Origin of the sequence: Pseudomonas asiatica, assembly GCF_009932335.1 — a bacterium.
Lineage (GTDB): Bacteria > Pseudomonadota > Gammaproteobacteria > Pseudomonadales > Pseudomonadaceae > Aquipseudomonas > Aquipseudomonas asiatica.
The window spans coordinates 4,095,019-4,115,168 of record NZ_BLJF01000001.1; the positions used below are offsets into that span (position 1 = coordinate 4,095,019).

The window sequence follows — 20,150 nt, forward strand, 5'->3', positions numbered from 1 at the left end:
TAGGCAATCAAGGGTCAACGCTGCAACAGGCCTTCAGGGTCTGCCGCAACCACCGATGTGCCGGGTCATTGTGAAACCGTGGGTGCCATGCCTGCAGCACGGTCACTCGCTCCAGCGGCACCGGGATCTCGAACGAGCGCAGCGGCAGCCCGAGCTTGTGCACGCTGTTGAGGATGTTGGCCGGCATCGGCAGGATCAGGTCGGAATCCGGCAGCGAGAAAAGCGCCGAGTGAAAACTCGGGGTAATCAGCGCCACCCGCCGCTGCACCTTGAAGTTGGCCAGCTCCACATCGATCGGCCCATTGGCCCGTCCACGGCGGGACACGCTGATCTGTGGATAACTGGCAAAACTGTGCGCCGTGATCGGCTGCTCGAAGATCGGGTGGTCGCGCCGCGCCAGGCCCACATAGTAGGTCTGGAACAGGCTCTGTACCTTGATCTCCGGCCCCAGGTCCACGGTCGAGCTGATGATCAGGTCGGTACGCCCGTCGCGCAGCACGCTGTCGTCATCGCCGCCGGGGCTTTCCGGCACGAAGCGCAGCACCGTGCGCGGTGCCTGCTCGTGCATGCGCCGCAGCAACTGGGCACCGTACAGGGCGATGAACAGGTCGTTGGTGCGGATGTTGAAGGCCCGGTCAAGCTTGGGCAGGTCGACCTCGTCGCCACTGCGGAACACCTCGCCGGCCTGCTCCACCAACGCCGCCACCTGCTCGCGCAGGGCCAGCGCCCGCGGCGTCGGCACCAGGCCACGGCCGGCGCGCACCAGGATCGGGTCACCCAATGCATCGCGGATACGCCCCAGGGTCCGGCTCATCGCCGCCGGGCTGAGGTTCATGCGCTGCGCCGCGCCGACCACGCTGCCTTCGTCGAGCAGGGCATCGAGGGCGACGAGCAGGTTCATGTCCGGGAGTTGCATGGCCGTTTTCCGTTACAGCTGTGGGAGATGGCGATGGTAGCAGGTTGCTGGATTGCACCAGACGCAATGCGCTCGTGCGTGGTGGGGCATTTATTTTGGACGGTGATTGGGTCATAAGATTTGCAGTGCCTGTACTGGCCCTATCGCCGGCAAGCCAGCTCCCACGGGGTCAACACAGCCCTTGGGCAATGCGGAGTACCTGTGGGAGCCGGCTTGCCGGCGATAGGGCCGGTACAGGCAAATGATTAGCCAGCCTGAAACAAGGATTCCGCATGCCCAGCCCCGTCCTGATCGCCATCGACGCCTCCCCTGCATCCACTGCCCTGCTCACCCTCGCCCGCCACTACTGCCGCCCCGGCGAACACGAACTGCATGTGCTGCTGGCCATCGACTCTACCTTCGCCGTCCACGACCAACCCGCGCCTTACACCACAGAAGAACTGGAAGAATACCCCGCCGCCTGCAAAGAGCAGCACCAGGCCGACCAGGCCGTGGCCGAGGCGGTGCGCGAGTTGCAGCAAGCCGGCTTCGCCAGCCAGGGCTGCATGGTGGCCGGGCATCCGGTCGAGGCGATCGTGGCCAAGGCGCAGGAACTGAATTGTGAACTGATCATCATGGGCCACCGCCACCTGTCGCGGTTGGGGCGGATGCTGGACCCGTCGATCAGCACGAAGGTGATTGATCGGGTGAAGGTGCCAGTATTGGTAGGGGCAGCGAGCTAACTGCACCGCTCCCACAGGATTTGCGCCAGCCCCAAGAGCGGCGCATCACTTGTGGGAGCGGGCAAGCCCGCGAAGAGGCCAGTAGCTGCACCACCTCACCCCGGATCATCCCTCGCTCGGCTTCACCACCACCGTACAAGTCGTCCCCGCCGCCAGCAAAAACCCGTCCGGCACTTCATCGATATGAATGCGCACCGGCACCCGCTGCGCCAGCCGAACCCAGTTGAAGGTCGGGTTCACATCGGCGATCAACTCGCGGCTTTGTGGGTTGTCGCGGTCGTAGATGCCGCGGGCGATGCTCTCCACATGGCCCTTGATGCGCTCGCCGCTCATCATCTGCAGCTCGGCCTGGTCACCCACCTTCACATGCGGCAGCTTGGTCTCCTCGAAGAACCCGTATACCCAGAACGAATTCTCGTCGACCACCGCCATCACCGCTTCACCGGTACGCGCATAGTCACCCTTGTGGATATTCAGGTTGGTCACGTAGCCGTCCACCGTGGCCACGATATGGGTGCGCTTGAGGTTCAGTTCGGCGGCAGCCAGCTCGGCAAGGGCCTGCTGGTAGTCCGCCTGGGCGGAGTTGGCGATGTTGCTGGCGTCGTCGCGGTTTTCCTTGGAGATCACCAGGTTGTCCATGTCGGCACGGCGCTTGGCGTTGACCTTGCGCATCTCCCAGGTGGCCTTGCGCGACGCAACCTGCGCCTTTGCCTGGTCGACCGCCAGCTGGTAGTGCTCAGGGTCGATCTGGATCAGCAGGTCGCCCTTCTTCACCCGCTGGTTGTCCTTGACCGGCACATCCACCACATAACCAGGCACGTCGGCAGCGACGTTGATGATGTCGGCACGCACACGGCCGTCGCGAGTCCAAGGCGTGGTCATGTAATGCAGCCACAACTGGCGACCGATCACCACGGCAGCGGCAAGCACCAACAGGGTGGCGATCAGGCTGAAGAACTTTTTCATCGAAGGATTCTCACCAGTAGAGCGACAGCGCCAGGGCGCCGAACAGGCAGACGAACAGGCTCAGGCGCAGCAGCGCCGGGTGCCAGAAGAAGCGGTAGCCATCATGGCTGGCGATGTACCGGTCCAGGCCCCAGGCCAGGCCCAGGGCGAACAGGAACATCAAGGTCATGGTGGGCATGTACACGCCATGGAAGGCGATTTCACGGGGCATGGTTTCAGGGAGCATCGTGCAGTCCTTTCGCCGGTGCCAACGGCGACTGTGGGTCGAGCAGGGAAGATCGGATGAAGTGCAGGTAGCTTTGCGCGCGGCGCAGCACCGAAGTGTCGAAGTGGCGGGCGAAGGGCTCGTCGGTGGCCTGCACGCGGGCGATGGCGTGGTCCACTGCCACCAGCGCGCGTTCGTGGTTGCTGGCGCTGGGCTGCAGGAACAACCGGGCCAGGGCACGGCCCATCACGCGGATCGCCTGGCGCCAGGGCTGCGACTCGGCGTAGGCCGGATGCACCGGCGCGCGGGCCTGCTCCTTGCGCAGCTCGATGATGGCATGGCCGATTTCCAGCACGGTGAACATCCAGCCCATCAACTGGCTCTGTACCTGTGGCTTGCCGGCTGCCAGGCCATAGGCCTGGTGCAGCAGGTCACGGGTGCGGCTTTCGAAGGCTGAACCCAGGCCGCGCAGGCGCCCGCTGATGGCGAACAGCACCTGCTCGCGCAGTTCCTGCTCCAGGCGGCTCCACAGCCAGCGGCTGTTGGGCGGCAGGATGATCGCCCCGGCAGCGGCACAGACGAACATGCCGATGACCATGCCGATGTAGTCGTTGATGAAGGTGTACGGGTCATACACGGTGAGGTTGTTCGGCACCGAGCCGATGGCGAAGAACACCAGCAGGCCGATGCCGTAGCCGGCATACGCCGGCCGAGACGAAAGGAACGCGCCCAGCACGAACACCGGCGCCAGGACCATGCAAAGCAGTGGGAAACCGTCGATCCAGGGGAACACGAAGAAGGTTTCGAAGAAGCCGACGACGGCACCAATCGCCGTGCCGCAGGCCATCTGGAACGACATGCGCTTGGGGTTCGGCGAGGCCGCCGACAGGCCCACGGTGACGGTGGCGATCAGGGTCATCATGGCGCCGCTGGGCCAGTCGCTGAGCAGCCAATAGCTGCCCAGCAACAACAGCACCGCCGAGGCGCGCACACCGGCGGCCAACGATACCAGCCAGCTGGTCTGCGCCACGTAGGGCTCATCCCACTGCTCGCGTTCGTGCCGGTGCGCGGCTAGCGAGGCATGGGTTTCGGCATAACTGTACATCTCGTCGACGAAGCGGTAGAGCAGCTCGAAGGCAGTGTGGAAGTCGAGCAGGTCGGACTCGCTCGGCTCGGTTGCCAGGTACTCGGCGCGCAAGCCGCGCACCTGTGCCTGCAAGCCTTCCTTGTAGGCGGCCAGCTCCAGGGTCAGGCGCAGCGCATCGGCGTCGGTCAGCGCCCGGCCCACGTAAGGCTGCAACAGCTCCACCAGGGTGTTCAGGCCTGGCTCGATGGCGCCGACGATCTGCAGCGGGCCGCGGGCGCGAAGGCGTTCCAGCAAACGGTGCAGGGCATTGAAGCGCGTGGTGATGGCCATGAACTCGCTATTCATGCGCACCAGGCGACCAGAGCGCCGGCGCATGTGCGGGTCTTCGAAGGCGGTGACGTTGCGCAGGCTCTCGAGGCCCACTGCTTCAGCGACGAAGCGCACGTTGCTGCTCTCGAAGCGGTCCCGCTGGCTTTCGCCGCGCAGGGCCTCGACCACCACCCCCGCGAAAACGCCAAAGCGCTGGTACAGGGCGTTGCGCATGGCGGCACTGGCCGACTGCGGCAGGATCGCGGCGCTGACAAAGGTCGACACCAGAATGCCCAGGGCAATTTCCAGCACCCGCCATACCGCCGCCATGAAAGCCTGGTCGGGGTGCTGCAGCACCGGCAGGCCGATCATCGCCGCTGTATAGCCGGCCAGCACGAAGCCATAGGCGCGGAAAGTGCGGTAGCGCATGGCACCGGCCGAGCACAGGCCTACCCACAGGGCCAGGCTGGGCAGGAACAGCTCGGTGTTCTGCGGGAATATGGCGATCAGCGCCACCATCATCGCCGAGCCGGCCAGGGTGCCGAGCACTCGGTAGAAGCTCTTGGCGAACACATGCCCGCTTTGCGGCTGCATGACGATGAACACGGTGATCATCGCCGTGCGCGGTTGCGGCAACTCCAGGCGCATGGCCAGCCACAGGGTGATGAACGCAGCGGCCAGCACTTTGAAGATGTACACCCAGGTCACCCCGTCGGTGCGCGCCCAGGCAAAGAAACCCCGGCGCCATTCCAGGCTCTGCAGCCAGCGCACGGGCAAACTGGAAGTGCTCATTCGGCGTTATCCGGCTTCTTGTCGAAAATGGCCAGGGTGGCCGGGGTTTTCGGTGCGGCCTGGCGCTCCTCTTTCGGCGCATCCTGACCAGCCTGCAAGCCACCGCCCAGGGCAGTGACCAGCTCGGCATGGGCAATCAGGCGCGCGGCCTGCACCTGCTGCTGCACCTGCTGCTGGCGGAACAGCAAAGTCTGCGCATTGAGCACGTTGAGGTAGTCGGTAAGGCCACGCTGGAAGGCAACCATGGCGATGTCGTAGGTTTTCTGCGCGGCCGCGACCGACTCGGCGGCGAAGTGCGACTGCTCCTTCATCGACTCACGGCGGATCAGCTGGTCGGAGATGTTCTTCAGCGCACCGACCACGGTCTGGTTGTAGCGCGCCACGGCCACGTCATAGCCCGCCGAAGCCACGCCCAGTTGCGAACGCAGGCGGCCACCATCGAAGACCGGCAGGCTGATGGCCGGGCCGACGTTGTAGTTGAACTTGCGCCCGGTGAGGAATTCCAGCGGGCCACCACCGGTTGCCATGAAGCCAAGGCCGCCGACCAGGTCGACGTTGGGGAAGAAGCCGGCGTGGGCAACATCGATGCCACGCGCCTGGGCGGCCACCTGCCAACGGCTGGCGACCACGTCGGGGCGCTGGCCGACCAGTTCGGCCGGCAGGTTCGACGGCAGCTTCAGCGGCGCGGCCAGGGCCAGGCTCGGGCGCTGCAACTGCGCGCCCTCCCCCGGGCCCTTGCCGGCCAGGGCGGCCAGCTGGTTGCGGGCCAGGGCAATTTCTTCGTCCAGGCTGTCGAGCTGGCGGTGGGTTTCCGGCAACGGCGCTTCAGCCTGGCTGACTTCGAAGTGGGTGCCGATGCCGGCATCCAGACGGCGCTTGGCCAGGGCCAGGATCTGCTCCTGCTGTTCCAGCTCGGCCTTGACGATATCGCGCTGGGCGAAGTGCAGGCTCAGCTGAATGTAGGCGCGCACCACGTTGTTCTGCAGCTCCAGCTGCGCCTGGCGGGCTTCGGCCACGCTCATGTGCGCCTGGTCCACGGCCTGCTCGCTGGCATTGCGTTCGCGGCCCCACAGGTCGAGCGCGTAGCTGAAGCCAATCGCGGCGTTGTTGTCCCAGGTGTTGGCGCCGGACAGTGCGCCCGGGCCGTAGAACTGGTCTTCAGGCCAGTTGTGGCGCTTGAGCGCGGCCTGGCCATTGGCCTGGAGCTTTTCCGCCGATTCGACCACACCGGCCATGGCCCTGGCTTCGCGTACCCGCGCCGCAGCCATGGCCAGGCTCGGGCTGCCGGCCACGGCCAGGGCAACCCAGCGGTCCAGCTGTGGGTCGCCATAGGCGCGCCACCATTGTTGATCGGGCCAGTGGGCGTCGGTCGCGGCTTCGCGTATGGCCGCGTCGGTGGTCAGGGTGTTGGCTTGCAGCGTCTTGCTTTGCGGGGCAATGCCCCAGGTTCCGATACAGCCGCTCAAGGTGAGGGCAAGGGCACAGGCACTGAACGCATTGAGCGTTCTGATGATGCGACGCGGCACAGCTGCGATTTCCCGAGGAAGAGGTGAAGAGGCCGGGCAATTCTAGGGGGCGTCAGCACTGGCGATAAGCGTGGATTCCTGCGAATCTTTGTTACCAAAACGGCGATAATCCGCCTTTGGTCGAAGGCAACTTTTCATCTCTTTTACGTTACTTCGTGACACAATTTTGTCCTCTACATCGAGAGTGACCCATGGACACCCTGCAAAACATGCGTGCTTTCAGTTGCGTAGCCCAACTCGGCAGCTTTACCGCTGCCGCCGGGCAACTGGATACGACCACCGCGAACGTGTCGCGGGCGGTCTCCAACCTGGAAGCCCATCTGCAAACAAGGCTGCTCAACCGTACCACCCGCCGCATTGCGCTGACCGAAGCCGGCAAGCGGTACCTGATGCGTTGCGAACAGATTCTTACCTATGTCGAAGAAGCCGAGGCCGAGGCCAGCGACGCCCATGCCCGCCCGGCCGGGATGTTGAAGGTGCACTCGATGACCGGGGTCGGTCAGCACTTCGTGGTCGACGCCATCGCCCGCTACCGCGAATCGCACCCGGACGTGACCTTCGACCTGACCATGGCCAACCGCGTGCCTGACCTGCTCGACGAGGGCTATGACGTGTCCATCGTGCTGGCCACCGAACTGCCCGACTCGGGGTTCGTGTCCCAGCGCCTGGGCATCACCTACAGCATCGTCTGCGCCTCGCCCGCCTACATTGCCCGCCACGGCGTTGCGCACAAGCCTGCCGACCTGCTCAAGCACGCCTGCCTGCGCATGGTCAGCCCGGTGATCCCGTTGGAGAAATGGCTGTTCGACGGGCCGGAAGGCCAGGAGATGGTCAACATCACCAGCTCGCCGTTCATGGTCAATACTGCCGATGCCATGAAGACCGCCATCCGCAGCGGCATGGGCGTGGGCGTGCTGCCGATCTATTCGGCCATCGACGGCCTGCGCGATGGCAGCCTGGTACGGGTGCTGCCCGAGTACCGGCTGCAGGAGCTGAACCTGTACGCCATCTACCCGTCGCGGCAGTACCTGGATGCCAAGATCAAGACCTGGGTGGAGTACCTGCGCAACTCGCTGCCGGAGATTCTCGCGGCGCATGAGGCAGACCTGAAAACCCATCAGGTGATGATCGCCAACTAAAAAGCTGCTGCATTGCGGGGGCGGACAATGGTAGGTTGCTAACCATTGTTTCCAGCGCCAGGCCCCTGGGAGGGCTCCGCCCTCCATTCGCAGCACAAGGCTGCTCCTACAGAAGGCCCAGCGCCTGCCCCTTGTAGGAGCAGCCTTGTGCTGCGAATGACCGCATCGCGGTCAACTGCCCGGCATTCCCCTAGCCTTGCAGAGAAGAAGTTGCCGATGAAAAAGACCGTCCTGGCCTTCAGCCGTATCACCCCGGCCATGGCCGAACGCCTGCAGCAAGACTTCAACGTGATCGTGCCGAACCCCAAGCTCGGCGATATCAACGCCCAGTTCAACGAAGCCCTGCCCGAGGCCCATGGCCTGATCGGCGTTGGCCGCAAGCTCGGCCGGGCGCAACTCGAAGGGGCGGCCAGGCTGGAGGTGGTATCCAGCGTGTCGGTCGGTTACGACAACTACGACCTGGACTACTTCAACGAACGCGGCATCGCCCTGACCAATACCCCCGACGTGCTGACCGAAAGCACCGCCGACCTGGGCTTCTCGCTGATCATGGGCTGCGCCCGCCGCACCGCCGAGCTGGATGCCTGGACCAAGGCCGGCAACTGGCAGGCCACCGTAGGTCCGGCCCATTTCGGCAGCGATGTGCACGGCAAGACCCTGGGTATCGTCGGCATGGGCAACATCGGTGCCGCCATTGCACGTCGCGGCCGGTTCGGTTTCAACATGCCGGTGATCTATTCCGGCAATAGCCGCAAGACCGCGCTGGAACAAGAGCTGGGCGCGCAGTTTCGCAGCCTGGAGCAACTGCTGGCCGAAGCCGACTTCGTCTGCATCGTTGTGCCGTTGTCCGATGCCACCCGCAAGCTGATCGGTGCGCGTGAGTTGCAACTGATGAAGCCAAGCGCATTCCTGATCAACATCGCCCGCGGGCCGGTGGTGGACGAGGCGGCGCTGATAGAGGCGCTTCAGAACGGCACCATTCGCGGTGCGGGCCTGGATGTATACGAGAAAGAGCCGCTGAGCGACTCGCCGCTGTTCAAACTGCCCAATGCCCTGACCTTGCCACACGTTGGCTCGGCCACTGCCGAAACCCGCGAGGCCATGGCCAACCGGGCAATCGACAACCTGCGTGCGGCGCTGCTGGGTGAACGGCCGCGGGACCTCGTGAACCCGCAGGTGTGGAGGAGTTGATCGCTTCCCCACATCTGTTGAAACGGGCCACCTAACTTTTACGGCGCGCTCTGTGTGTGTGTGTACGGAGCGCGCCACGAATAAGATTCAAAGCCATACGCGACAGGAACGTATCTGAAGCTGTTCCGCAACTGATAAAACTGCCAGTTCATCTTCTAGCGAACCGCAGCAACAATAACACCTCAAAAATTGGAGGTGTATGATGGAATCTAATCTTGGCACTATCAGACCAGACATTAGCTTTGTAAGCCCGCAATACGAAATCAGCCTCTTTTCATCCTTGAAGAACCCAGAATGGGTTCTAGAAGGAGAGAAGCTAGGGACACTGCTGGGAAAGGACGGAGGAGCTGCCACTTACACCGCCCCAGATAGTATTGCAAAGGGAGATAGCTCCGATATCATTTCGTTTTTCAAAAAGGACATTGTGACGGCTTTCGAAGATGGAAAATATTACAATGCGACCATACTAATATCCAACCTCCCTCGACCGGTCAGTTACAAGCTTGAGCTAAAGACCGACAACGACCAGAAACGGCTGGAATTTCTCGTAAACATCTTCGATAGCGGATGGACGAAAGTCCCAGAAGAACATACAGCTTGGTATACACTGGCCGGTAATGGCCGAATGAAGCAGAACGGCGATTACTATAGTTCCGGCGACCAGCCTACACCTACAGCCATTCTTGCATTCGACAAACGCCACGATAAAATTCCGGGGTTTGCAGTAATCATCCTTGACGCTGACTAGATATTCCCGCGGCAGAGCTGCTTATGGCTCGAGGCCCCGGAGTCAAGAACAATCTCTTTTGAGAACTTCCTGCACTAGGCACCTCTTGGCAAGCTCAAGAGGTGCCCGGTGCAAGCTATGTACGCTTCACTTCGCTAGCCCAGCGGCCTTAATGACTCGGCTCTTGGGCTTGCGAAACACCAGCACATTCCCCGCCATCACCGCCACCAATCCCAACAAGGCCGGCGCCGTCCACTGATACCCCTCGGCCACCGCCGACACATTCAATGCCACCAACGGGAACAGCACGGTGCAGTAAGCTGCCCGCTCCGGCCCCATGCGCCCGACCAGGGTCAGGTAGGCGGTAAAGGCGATCACCGAGCCCGGCACCACCAGGTAAAGCAACGAGCCGATGTACCGCACGTTCCACTCCATGCTGAATGGCACACCGCTGACCACGCAGAACACCGCCAGCATCACCGCCCCGTAGACCATGCCCCAGGCATTGGTGGTCATGGGCTTGAGCCCGGCCTTCTGCTGCATGCTCGACAGCATGTTGCCAGCCGAGAAGCACAGCGTGCCGAGCAGGGCCAGGCCAAGGCCGTACAGGATTTCGCGGCTGGCCGCGTGGTGGGACAGCTCGGGCCAGAACAGCAGCCCCAGGCCAAGGAGCCCCAGGGCGCCGCCGCCGAGCACATTGCTGGCGATCTTCTGGCCGAAGAAGATCCGCGCGTTGAGCGCATTCCACAGGGTGGCGGTGGAGAACACCACGGCGATCAGGCCGCTGGCAATCCACTGGCTGGCGCTGAGGAAGCAGATGAAGTTGACGCAGAACAGGCACAGGCCCTGGGCCAGACAGATCTGGTGGCCACGCCGGTTCATTGGCTGCAGGCGGCGGGTGAGCAGCAGGAAGGCGAACAGGATCAGCCCGGCCAGGGCGAAGCGGTAGACGATCGAGACCGGAATGGCGACCACGCCCAATTGGAGTTTCAGGGCGATCCAGGTAGTGCCCCAGATCAGGACCGTTAGCAAGTAGAGTGACAGGTTCATCGGTGGAGCTCCTCAGGCGATCGACCATGCATCCCGGGGCCGCGATGCGGCCAATCGCCGGCAAGCCAGCTCCCACAAGTACAGCGCCAAGCTCCAGGCTGGCGCGGTCCCTGTAGGAGCTGGCTTGCCTGCGATCGAGGGCGCAGCCCTCGCCGAGGCCTCCAGTTTCTTCCGGGGGCCCCTCCCCGGCTTGCACAAACTTGCGCATTTGTCCCGCGGGTTGCTGTAAGCCTGCCCAAGGCGCAGTAGGATGGCTGGCAAGAGGAACCGCCCATGACCCCACTCACCCAGCTGCAAGTGTTCAACGCCATGCACGCCTCGCCCCACGCCCGGCTGGAGCTGAGCGCGCACCTGGGCGACGGGCTGGCGGCGGCGTTGTGGAGCAACCGCGACGATGCCCGCGACTACCAGGCACCGAGCCATCACACCCTGTCGTGCTACATCGCCGACGGCACCGGCACCTTCCGCCGCCAGCGCCCCGGCGATAAAGGGGCGCCCGACAAGCTGTGCGTGATGCCGGCCGGGCAGGAATCGAACTGGGTGGTCAATGGCGCGATCCGCCTGGCGCACCTGTATGTCAGCGAAACGCAATTCGCCCTGGGCTGCGTGCGCCTGCTCGACCGTGAACCGCGTGAGCTGCAACTGCGGGAAGCGACCTTTCTCGACGACCCGCAGCAAGCCAAGCGCTTTCGCCAGCTGATAACCCTGGACTGGGATGAACCTGGCGAACGCTTGCTGGCCAGCAGCCTGGCGCACGAGATCGTCGACCATGCGCTGCTCAACCAGGTTGGGCTGCGCCAGGGCCTGCGCCTGAAAGGCGGGCTGGCACCGAGCCTGCGCCGGCAAATGGTCGACTACATCGAAGCGCATCTCGACCAGCCCATCACCCTGGGTGAACTGGCCTTGCGCTGCAACCTGTCCGAATACCACTTTGCGCGCATGTTCCGCGCCAGTTTCGGGCTGCCGCCGCATCAGTACCTGCTGGCCCGGCGGCTGCATCGGGCCTGCCAGCTACTGCGGCTGGGGGTAATGCCGCTGGGGGAAATTGCCCTGTTGTGCGGGTTTGCCAGTGCCAGCCATTTCAGCAACCGGTTCCGCCAGGCGGTCGGAGCAACGCCTGGCGAATACCGTACGGCCATTCGCGGCTAAAGCCGCTCCCACAGGGACCGCGCCACCCTCAAGGGCAGTGCAGTACCTGTGGGAGCGGCTTTAGCCGCGAAGAGGCCGGTTCAGGCTGGCCTAGAACTCGAAGGTACTGGACAAGCTCACCTGCCGCGCATCGCCAATGGCCACAAAGTACTGGTTCACCGCCGAGCTGTAGTAAACTTTGTCGAACAGGTTCTTCACGTTCAGCTGCAGCAGCACCTTGTGCTCGTCGAGCCTGGTCTCGTAGCTGGCAAAGGCATCGGCCACGGTATAGGACGGCAGGTCGAAGGTGTTGGTCGAGTTACCCGCGCGCTCGCCGACATACCTTGCACCGGCACCGAGACGCAAGCGGTCGCCACCGAACAGGCTGCCGTAGTCATACACCGCCGACAGCGAACCACTGTGCCGGGCCACGTTCTGCAGGCGGTTGCCCTGCAGGGCCGGGTCCTTGGTCACCTTGGCATCGGTGTAGGCATAGCTGCCAATCAGGCTCCATCGCTCGCTCAGCTGGCCAGTCAGGTCCAGCTCAACGCCCCGTGAACCGACCTCCCCGGCATTGCTGTACACCGTTTCACGAGTACTGGTATCAAAGTTGGAAACCAGCACGTTGCGCTTGGTGATATCGAACAACGCCAGAGTGCCTGTCAGGCGGCCCGGCATGTCGAGCTTGGCGCCCAGTTCCCACGATTTGCCCTCCTCCGGCGCCACCGACGAGTCGAGCACCACATTGCCGACCAGCGGCGCGATAGTCGAGTTGGGCTTGAACGACTCGCTATAGCTGCCATAAAACGACAGTTGATCATCGACCTTGTAGACGATACCTGCATGCGGCACCCACGCCTGGCCATTGATGTCGGTGTTGGCCTTGAAAGGGCGGCCACGGCCAGCGTACTGGTCGAACTGCTGGAAGCGCGCACCAGCCACCAGGATCCAGTGATCATCCAGGTGCAGCGCGTCCTGCACGAACAACGCGTCGGTGCGCAGCTTGTCGGTCTGGTCGCTGTCACTGGCTTTGACGGTGGTGCCCTCCACTTCCTGCCCGTAGACCGGGTTCATATAGCTGAAGGTGGATTGGGCGGTCTGCCGGATCATGTCACCGCGGAAAATCTTGCGGTCCTCGTGATCGATGCCGAACAGCAGGTCGTTCTGCATCCCGGCCAGTTGCACATTACCGGCCAGGCTCAGGGTGGCGAACTGGTCACGGCTCATGGCGTTGTGGGTGCCGTCGATGCTGCGCGACAGCGTGCCGCTTTTTTCATTCACGCCGGTCACCCGCACCTGGCTGGCATCATAGGTTTCGCGGTTGAAGCTGTAGCCGAAGTGCAGCTTCCAGTCATCGGCAAACCGGTGGTCGACTTCCAGACGGTACAGGTCGGAGCGCCCTTCCATGTCGTTGAAGGGCTCGTCCAGGCGCCGCGTGGCAGGGATGTCCAGCGGGTGGCCGTTGTTGCCGAACGCCGTGCCACGGTCGAAGGGGTAGAGAAACTCGCGATGCTCGTAGGCCAGTACCACCTGGGTGTCTTCGCCCAGCCAGGCCAGCGACGGCGCTACCAGCGATTCGCGGTGCACGCCGTAGTTGCGCCAGTAGTCCTCATCTTCGTGGTCGACGATCAGGCGATAGGCGAAGTTGCTGTCGCCCAGCGCGCCGGTGCTGTCGAACCCGCCACCGCTGCCGTTCTTGCCGCTGCCGTAGGTCGACCCGCGCACGGTCAGGGCGTTGTACTGCTCGAGTTGCGGGCGCTTGCTGACCACGTTGATCACCCCGCCCGGGTCCTGGATGCCGTACAGCAGCGAGGCCGGGCCCTTGAGCACTTCGACCCGCTCGGTGCTGGCGTTGAGGCTGCGGCCCTGCACGATGGGCATGCCATCGCGCATGATCGAGCCGTCGCGGTTGTCGCCGAAGCCGCGCTTCATCACGGTATCGGAGGTGCCACCGAAATTGTTGCCCTGGGTGATGCCGCTGACATTGGCCAGAGCGTCATCAAGATTGCGTGGGGCCTGGTCACGGATGACCTGGGCCGGCACCACATTGATGGCCTGGGGGATGTCCTGGCTCGGGCCCTGCCCGCGCATGATCGAGGCGGTAGCCGGGGGCTGGTAGCTGTAGTCGTCCAGTTGCGAGGTCACGGTGATGGCCTGCAGGTTGAGGGCGCCGGAGGTGTCCACTGCTTCGAGGGTGAGCGTGCGTGCATCGACGCGGCGCCAGGCCAGCCCGGTAGTGCCCAGCAGCTGTTGCAGGGCCTGTTCGGCGCTGAACCTGCCGTTCAATGCCGGCGCCTGCACACCTGGCAGTTCCAGGGTGTAGACCACGCTCTGGCCGGTGGTGCGGCTGAAGGCGCTGAGTGCCTGGGCAAGGGGTTGCGCCGGCTGGGCGAAGGGGTACACCTGCTGTTGCTCGACGGCGCAGGCCAGGGGAGCGGCAGCGAATGCCGGGAACGCGGAAAGGCCGAACCAGAGAGGGACGCAACGCGGGGTGAACTTCATGGACGCTGACCTGTGAGAGGGATGTGACTGCGAATGAATCGCACTTCCACTCATTACACGGATGCCACGTCCTGTTACCTCACCCGTTGCCTGAAAAAATTTTTTCCCTGTGCCCGCGAAGAGGCCGGCACAGGCGACTAACGGATGACAGTCAACCGCCCCAGCAAAGTCTGCCGCGAAAAGCCCATCACCTTGCCCAGCGAATCCAGCGCCAGCAACGGCTCGGCCACGGGGAAACTGCCACTGACCTTGCGCTGCCCCAACTCATCCTCGAGCAACAGGATGCGCCCCGGGTAATAGCGCCCCAGGTCTTCGACCACCTGAGCCAGCGGCACCTGGTAGTAATTCAGCCAGCCCTGGCGCCAGGCCAGGCGGTTGTCACTATCCACCGCCAGGGTGTCGCCGACTTGGCCGGCAGCATAGGCCACCTGCTGGTTGGCCGTCAGTTCACGCGCTGCTGCGCCCGGCGCCGGGCTCACCGCCACCCGCCCGCTGCTCACAGTGACCTGGGCTCCCTCGTCCTGCTCGCGCACTTCGAACTGGGTGCCAAGCACGCGCACCTCGCCACCGGCAGCTTCCACTACGAACGGCGTGCCGGTATGCGTGACCTGGAAGTACGCCGCGCCATGCAACAACCGCACGCGGCGCTCGCCCTGCACAAAATCGACTGCAATCGCGCTCCCCGCATCCAGCGTCACCTGCGACTGGTCGGCCAAGGTCACCTGGCGAACTTGACCAGCACTGCTGTAGTCGGCCTGCAGGTCCTGCAGCCACAGGGCCGGGTGCCAACCACCGGCAACGCCCACGGCCAGTACCAGGCACGCAGCCACCGCCAGCGCCGCGACCCGCTGCCGCCAGGGGTGCCTGGCCGGTGGCGTGGCCATCGCATCCAGGTAACGTTGCAGGCTTTCCTGTTCTTCAGCGGCCAGGCGCGCCGCCGGGGCGGCGCTGTTCTGCCACAGCGCCTGGGCCTGGGCGTAGGCCTCACGGTGCCCAGGTTCGGCCAGCAGCCAGCGCTTGAACGCCGAGCCCTCGGCTTGCGCAGGCTGCTCGTTGATGCGGCTGAGCCATTGCAGTGCAGCCCGGGACTGCGCCTCGGTGATCGGCGGTAATCGGCTCATCGACGGGCACTCCCTGGCCGGCGTGGGGTGGACGCGGGCTCGGCAACACTCGCCTTGCACGCTTCGAGGGCGCGCATCATATGCTTTTCCACAGCACTCTGGGACAGTTGCATGGCCTTGGCGATCTCGCCGTACTTGCAGCCGTGGATACGGTTGAGCAGGAAGATCTGCCGGGTGCGCTCGGGCAAGGCGCGCAAGGCAGCGTCGATGCGCTGCAAGTCGTGATCGACCTCCACGGCCTGTTCCGGGGCCTGGGCCATGGCCGCTTCATCCAGCGGCAACACAGCTTCGGCTGCGCGCTCGCGGCTGCCTTCGCTGCGCAGGTGGTCGATGGCGAGGTTCCCGGCGCAACGCAGCAGGTAGGTATCCAGCGCCTCGACCTTGACCTCAGGGCGACGCCAGAAGCGCAGGAACAGCTCCTGGACCAGGTCCGATGCCGTGGCCCGGCAGCCTACCCGGCGGCTCACCAGGGCCTCCATGCGTGCCCGCTGGGCCTGGAACACCTGGACGAAGCGCGCACGCCCACCGCCGCTTTCGGCATCCGCCTCGATCATGTCGCCCGGCTCGCTCACCTGGTCACTCGGCGAACACGGCCAGCAACGGCCCCAGCACCACGCTGGCGGCGGCCAGGCCCAGCAACAGGCGGGGCTGGTATGGCAGGCCGAACACCCACAGGGTCACCCCGGCCATCATCACTGCGGTCCACTCCACCAAGCCATGGGCCCAGCCCCGCAGGTGCACGCTGAGCACCAGCGACAGCACCAGCGACAGCACCAGCAACAGCCAACCGGCGCTGCGCAACAGGCGCAACTGCCCGGGGCGCGGCTTGCGCCCGAGCAGGTCGACGAAGTGCTTCTCCATGGCCAGGCACAGGGCAACGAAGCCGGCGTAAGCGATCAGTGCATTACCCAGCATCAGCTCGCCTCCGCCGTCTCAGTGCTTGGCTTCCTTGCCGCACGAGGGGCCCGCATGGCCACAGCCTTCGGGCTGTGTAACATCTTGCCGGCCAACCAGGCCAGGAACAGGCCGGTGCCCAGCGCTGTCAGGTCGAAACCAGCCATGGCCCAGTCACCCGCAGGTAGCGAATGGTTCAGGCCCTGGCCGGTGGTCAGGCCGTTAAGCAGCGGCAGCAAGGCGAAGGCCAGCGCGCCCAGTGCCAGTTGCTCGCCCCATGCCCGTCGCCCACTGCGCAACACGGCATGCACCAGCGACAGGCCCCAGACGGTGAAGAAGGCGTTGACCTCCCAGTCGGCCCGGCCTTCGACGCCCATCGGGATCAGGCGGTTGGCCCAGAAGAAGCCCGCCACGGCCAGCAACAGGCCGCTCATGCTGGCGATATTGAGCACCTCGACCAGGCGCAGTTCGCCCGGCAGGCGTTCGCTTCTGGCATGCTTGAGCTGGCGCTTGCCCAGCCACATCACCAGGCCGGTGCCAATCACCGCAGTACCGGCCACGCCAAAGAAGAAGTACAGCCAGCGCAGCCAGGGCCCGGCGAAATTGCCCATGTGCAGGCCAGCAAAGCTGAAGGCGGTCATCATTGCCCCACTCTCCGGTTTGCCCTGGCCCAGCAGAGCACCGCTGACGCCATCGAAGGTCCAGTTGGCGCTACGCCGGTAAGCCACGTGGTCGGCAGCCGATTGCGTGAAGGTAACGCGGGCATTGCTGTCGCCGGCATTTTCCACCTGGATACGGCCGATACGCGCGCCCGGTTGCAGGTCCTGCACCTTGGCATAGAGGCTCGGCAACGGTACCAGCGGCGCGGCCACATGGGCCGCCTTGGGCGCATTGTTACGGCCGAACAGTTCGTTGAAGTACTTGCCGGTGTCGTTGCCGTAGCTGGCCATGATGCCCGCCGGCATCACCATGTACATGAACAACACCAGGCTGCTGTAGCTGATCATCAGGTGGAAGGGCAGCACCAGCACGCCAATGGCGTTGTGCCCGTCCAGCCAGGAGCGCTGGCCCTTGCCTGGACGGAAAGTGAAGAACTCCTTGAAGATTTTCTTATGGGTGATGATGCCGGTGACCAGCCCCAACAGCATGATGAAGGCGCACAACGTCGATAGCCATCGGCCGAAAGGGTGTGGCATCTGCAACTGGAAGTGGAAACGGTAGAAGAACTCGCCACCGCGACTGTCGCGTGCCGCCACCGGCTGCCCGGTCTGGGTATCAAGGGTCTTGGTGACGAAACCGCGTGGCCCGCCATTTGGGTCGCGATAACCCACGTTCAAGGCGGCCTCGCGTGCGTTGGGCATGCGGATCAGCCAGGTGCCCGAATGCCCGGCGTTGTCCTGCAGGTACCGCTGGGCCACCTCCAGGCTATGGGTCGGGTCCAATGCATGGCTGCGCACTTCTGGCTGCGACCAGTGGGTGATTTCTTCCTTGAAATACGACAGCGTGCCGGTGAGGAAGATGGCGAACAACAGCCAGCCGAAGATCAGGCCGGTCCAGGTGTGCAGCCAGGCCATGGCCTGGCGGAAGCCTTCTTTCATGGGGTTTTCATCCAGTATGCCAACCCGCTGATCACCCCCAGCAGCACGCTTGGCGCCAGTACGCCCAGCCAGGCGCGCAAAGCGCTGCGGCAGGCAAAGCACCAGATGAACGCCAGCAGGTAGAAAACGAATGACAGCAGCAGGCCGGTGAGCGTGGCATCGACCCGTGGCAGCGGCGCTACCAGGGAAATGCAGACGCTGGCCACGGACGCCAGCAGGTAGCCACCCAGCAGCGCGGCAAGGCTGCGTGACGTCACGGCCAGGCGATAGCTGAGCGAGAGACCGGCGGTTTTGCGCGTCATGTGCGATGGTCCGGGCGTTTTCGGGGCTGCAATAATAATGATTTCAATTCTCATAAGCAAAGGCCACGCGATGAGTCGCCTGCTGCCTTGAATGCAACAAGAAATTTATTTTCAAAAAGGGCTTGAATTCGTTTCGCCGTTGCCTGACCTTAGAGTCAAGAGACGCAGAAATACCAAGGGTCTCAGAGGCCTAGGCGCGTCTCCATGCGAGCAAGCTGAATAAGGATTGAATCATGCAAATCCAGGTCAACAGCAGCAACCATTTCGAAGGCAACGCCCGGCTCGACCAGTGGGTCCGCAGCACACTGCAGAACTCGCTGGAACGTTACGAAGACGACCTCACCCGCATCGAGGTCCACCTGCGCGACGAGAACGGCGCCAAGCCCGGACCGCATGACAAACGCTGCCAGATGGAGGCTCGCCCCAAAGGCCATCAACCGATTTCCGTGACCCACACCGCCACTTCGCTGGACCAGGCGGTCGATGGTGCCGCCACCAAGCTCAACCACGCGCTGGAACACTTCTACGGCAAACTGCGCAGCAAGCGCGGCGCCCTGGAACTGAGTGACCCAGACGCCTGATCGGCAACACAAGACGCCCGGCCTGATGCCGGGCGTTTTCGTTTGTATCGATCGATGGCGCTGAACCAACAGGTAATTTCCCCGGTCAACTTCTGCATTCATTCAGCGCAGAAGCATGACCATGAACAACCCATTCGAACGAATCAGTGCTGCATTCGCCCCCGAATACCGGGTCAACCTGAGCATTGCAAACCTCGACGGCAGCATCATGCTGACCCTGTCCGACGACGCTGGCGTGGTCGCCAAGCGCCTCATCACCCAGGCCCAGCGCAATGACCCGGTGCGCCTGCAGCGGGTGATCGACAGCATCCGCCTGGGCCTGGCCATCGAGCACAACCAGAACCCCCTTCAGGTGCTGGCCGCGCTGACCCGTGACGCCCGCCACGAGCCGCGCCTTTTCATCGCCAACTGAGGGCTACTTGCCCTCCTCCACTTCCTTGCCGCTGGCATCCAGTACCTTGGTCGAGGGGTAGCGGTACGAGGCGTAGCGCACCACCAGGATCGCGAACGCCAGCAACAGGATGCCACCGCACAGGTACAACAGCCCTACGTCCGGCGCCTTGTGGTGCGAGACGTCGCCGATCAGCAGGCGGGTCAGCGCGGTGATGGCCACGTACAGCAGGAAGCGGATCGGCATGTGGTTGGTCTTGAAGTAGATACCGACCATCGCCCCCAGCTCCAGGTAGATGAACAGCAGCAGGATGTCATCGACACTGACCCCGCCCTTGCCGAGCATGTCGAGGAACGTCATCACCGCCGCATAGGCGGTGATCGCGCCAATGCCGAACAGCGCCAGGTAATGGAATGCCTCGACGCACAGGTTTCCCAGCGAGTCGGCCGAGCCGTGCAGCCCCTTTCGCAGCTTTTCTGCCCATTTGATGTTCACGATGTTCCATTCCCCGATACGTCTTGAAGGATGATGCGTCACCGGTGTGACGCTTGTGCCATGCAGTTAAAGGGCCAGGCCCCTGCCTTGGAAGGCGACCGATTGCCGCAAGGCACCTTGAGGCGTGGCAAGTTGCCAGAAACACGACCATGCGCTGGGGAAAAATCAGATTTAACCCCTTCCTTGTAGGGCATTTCCCAAAGATACTCCCTGCCATTGTGGTGTTCGGGGATGAGCACTAGTCTCGGATCGTCGCTGCCAAACAGCGACCGGCTTTGATTTGATGATGACCTCAATGCATGAGCTGGAGACGTTGCGGGCTTTGCTTGAGTCGGCACTGGTTCAGGTGCAGATGCCCGCTGAGCCTCGGAGTTTGCACTGAGGTTTGAGTGTTGCGTTGTCTGGGCTGGCCTCTTCGCGGGTAAACCCGCGAAAGTGCCCGGATGGCCAGGCGCTGATGGATGATGCTGAGTTGGGCATGAAGCAGTAAGCGCTCTGCACCACGCTA

20 protein-coding genes are annotated in these 20,150 nt (G+C 63.6%); 7 read left to right on the forward strand and 13 right to left on the reverse strand.

From position 1 onward, the window contains the following. Window positions 1-7: 7 nt before the first annotated feature. Window positions 8-916 carry a LysR family transcriptional regulator gene (locus tag GYA95_RS18965; protein WP_015271755.1) on the reverse strand — a complete coding sequence of 303 codons (909 nt, stop codon included), beginning with the start codon at window positions 914-916 and terminating at the stop codon, window positions 8-10. Window positions 917-1,188: 272 nt separating this feature from the next. Here GYA95_RS18965 and GYA95_RS18970 point away from each other — a divergent pair, with 272 nt between their 5' ends. Then, on the forward strand, window positions 1,189-1,638 hold the full coding sequence (locus GYA95_RS18970) for a universal stress protein (RefSeq protein ID WP_015271756.1): 450 nt from the start codon (window positions 1,189-1,191) through the stop codon (window positions 1,636-1,638). Between the two features lie 105 nt (window positions 1,639-1,743). Here the strand turns inward: GYA95_RS18970 and GYA95_RS18975 are convergent, their stop codons facing one another. From GYA95_RS18975 to GYA95_RS18990, 4 genes are read right to left on the reverse strand one after another with little or no spacing between them, the layout of a single operon-like run. Further along, complete coding sequence (locus tag GYA95_RS18975; protein ID WP_013974168.1) at window positions 1,744-2,604, reverse strand: efflux RND transporter periplasmic adaptor subunit; 861 nt, start codon at window positions 2,602-2,604, stop codon at window positions 1,744-1,746. Window positions 2,605-2,614: 10 nt separating this feature from the next. Further along, complete coding sequence (locus GYA95_RS18980) at window positions 2,615-2,815, reverse strand: DUF1656 domain-containing protein (protein ID WP_003257154.1); 201 nt, start codon at window positions 2,813-2,815, stop codon at window positions 2,615-2,617. A gap of 4 nt (window positions 2,816-2,819) precedes the next feature. Beyond that, the gene (locus GYA95_RS18985; protein ID WP_015271757.1) at window positions 2,820-4,997 is read right to left on the reverse strand and encodes an FUSC family protein; all 2,178 of its coding nucleotides are present in this window, start codon (window positions 4,995-4,997) and stop codon (window positions 2,820-2,822) included. After that, window positions 4,994-6,523, reverse strand: coding sequence for an efflux transporter outer membrane subunit (locus tag GYA95_RS18990; RefSeq protein ID WP_015271758.1), 1,530 nt, complete (start codon window positions 6,521-6,523; stop codon window positions 4,994-4,996). The genes GYA95_RS18985 and GYA95_RS18990 overlap by 4 nt, the downstream gene beginning before the upstream one ends. Before the next feature lie 191 nt (window positions 6,524-6,714). Here GYA95_RS18990 and GYA95_RS18995 point away from each other — a divergent pair, with 191 nt between their 5' ends. The 3 genes from GYA95_RS18995 (at window position 6,715) to GYA95_RS19005 (ending at window position 9,601) form a co-directional block, all read left to right on the forward strand. Further along, the gene (locus GYA95_RS18995) at window positions 6,715-7,662 is read left to right on the forward strand and encodes a LysR family transcriptional regulator (protein ID WP_015271759.1); all 948 of its coding nucleotides are present in this window, start codon (window positions 6,715-6,717) and stop codon (window positions 7,660-7,662) included. Between the two features lie 216 nt (window positions 7,663-7,878). After that, the gene (locus tag GYA95_RS19000; RefSeq protein WP_015271760.1) at window positions 7,879-8,853 is read left to right on the forward strand and encodes a 2-hydroxyacid dehydrogenase; all 975 of its coding nucleotides are present in this window, start codon (window positions 7,879-7,881) and stop codon (window positions 8,851-8,853) included. A gap of 202 nt (window positions 8,854-9,055) precedes the next feature. Beyond that, on the forward strand, window positions 9,056-9,601 hold the full coding sequence (locus tag GYA95_RS19005) for a hypothetical protein (RefSeq protein WP_015271761.1): 546 nt from the start codon (window positions 9,056-9,058) through the stop codon (window positions 9,599-9,601). A gap of 126 nt (window positions 9,602-9,727) precedes the next feature. Here the strand turns inward: GYA95_RS19005 and GYA95_RS19010 are convergent, their stop codons facing one another. Beyond that, window positions 9,728-10,630 carry a DMT family transporter gene (locus tag GYA95_RS19010; RefSeq protein ID WP_015271762.1) on the reverse strand — a complete coding sequence of 301 codons (903 nt, stop codon included), beginning with the start codon at window positions 10,628-10,630 and terminating at the stop codon, window positions 9,728-9,730. A gap of 273 nt (window positions 10,631-10,903) precedes the next feature. Between GYA95_RS19010 and GYA95_RS19015 the strand changes: the two genes are divergently transcribed. Beyond that, complete coding sequence (locus GYA95_RS19015; protein ID WP_015271763.1) at window positions 10,904-11,779, forward strand: helix-turn-helix transcriptional regulator; 876 nt, start codon at window positions 10,904-10,906, stop codon at window positions 11,777-11,779. A 90-nt stretch (window positions 11,780-11,869) separates the two neighbouring features. Here the strand turns inward: GYA95_RS19015 and GYA95_RS19020 are convergent, their stop codons facing one another. The 6 genes from GYA95_RS19020 to GYA95_RS19045 all read right to left on the reverse strand — a co-directional run bounded on the left by GYA95_RS19020 (window position 11,870) and on the right by GYA95_RS19045 (window position 18,175). Continuing rightward, on the reverse strand, window positions 11,870-14,260 hold the full coding sequence (locus GYA95_RS19020; RefSeq protein WP_015271764.1) for a TonB-dependent siderophore receptor: 2,391 nt from the start codon (window positions 14,258-14,260) through the stop codon (window positions 11,870-11,872). A 137-nt stretch (window positions 14,261-14,397) separates the two neighbouring features. Further along, a complete protein-coding gene (locus tag GYA95_RS19025) occupies window positions 14,398-15,381 on the reverse strand; it encodes a FecR family protein (RefSeq protein ID WP_015271765.1) in 984 nt (327 codons plus the stop codon). Further along, a complete protein-coding gene (locus GYA95_RS19030; RefSeq protein ID WP_015271766.1) occupies window positions 15,378-15,935 on the reverse strand; it encodes an RNA polymerase sigma factor in 558 nt (185 codons plus the stop codon). Before GYA95_RS19030 ends, GYA95_RS19025 begins: the two co-directional genes overlap by 4 nt. A gap of 22 nt (window positions 15,936-15,957) precedes the next feature. Then, a complete protein-coding gene (locus GYA95_RS19035; protein ID WP_161551461.1) occupies window positions 15,958-16,296 on the reverse strand; it encodes a DUF3325 domain-containing protein in 339 nt (112 codons plus the stop codon). Further along, window positions 16,296-17,873: a PepSY-associated TM helix domain-containing protein gene (locus GYA95_RS19040; RefSeq protein WP_015271768.1), complete on the reverse strand. Its 1,578-nt coding sequence runs from the start codon at window positions 17,871-17,873 to the stop codon at window positions 16,296-16,298. Before GYA95_RS19040 ends, GYA95_RS19035 begins: the two co-directional genes overlap by 1 nt. Then, window positions 17,870-18,175, reverse strand: coding sequence for a DUF3649 domain-containing protein (locus GYA95_RS19045; protein ID WP_013974181.1), 306 nt, complete (start codon window positions 18,173-18,175; stop codon window positions 17,870-17,872). The genes GYA95_RS19040 and GYA95_RS19045 overlap by 4 nt, the downstream gene beginning before the upstream one ends. 233 nt (window positions 18,176-18,408) lie before the next feature. Here GYA95_RS19045 and GYA95_RS19050 point away from each other — a divergent pair, with 233 nt between their 5' ends. Continuing rightward, a complete protein-coding gene (locus tag GYA95_RS19050) occupies window positions 18,409-18,756 on the forward strand; it encodes an HPF/RaiA family ribosome-associated protein (RefSeq protein ID WP_003260689.1) in 348 nt (115 codons plus the stop codon). 121 nt (window positions 18,757-18,877) lie between these two features. Further along, complete coding sequence (locus GYA95_RS19055) at window positions 18,878-19,168, forward strand: DUF3509 domain-containing protein (protein ID WP_015271769.1); 291 nt, start codon at window positions 18,878-18,880, stop codon at window positions 19,166-19,168. Window positions 19,169-19,171: 3 nt separating this feature from the next. Here the strand turns inward: GYA95_RS19055 and GYA95_RS19060 are convergent, their stop codons facing one another. Further along, window positions 19,172-19,642, reverse strand: coding sequence for a phosphate-starvation-inducible protein PsiE (locus GYA95_RS19060; protein ID WP_013974183.1), 471 nt, complete (start codon window positions 19,640-19,642; stop codon window positions 19,172-19,174). Window positions 19,643-20,150: the final 508 nt, after the last annotated feature.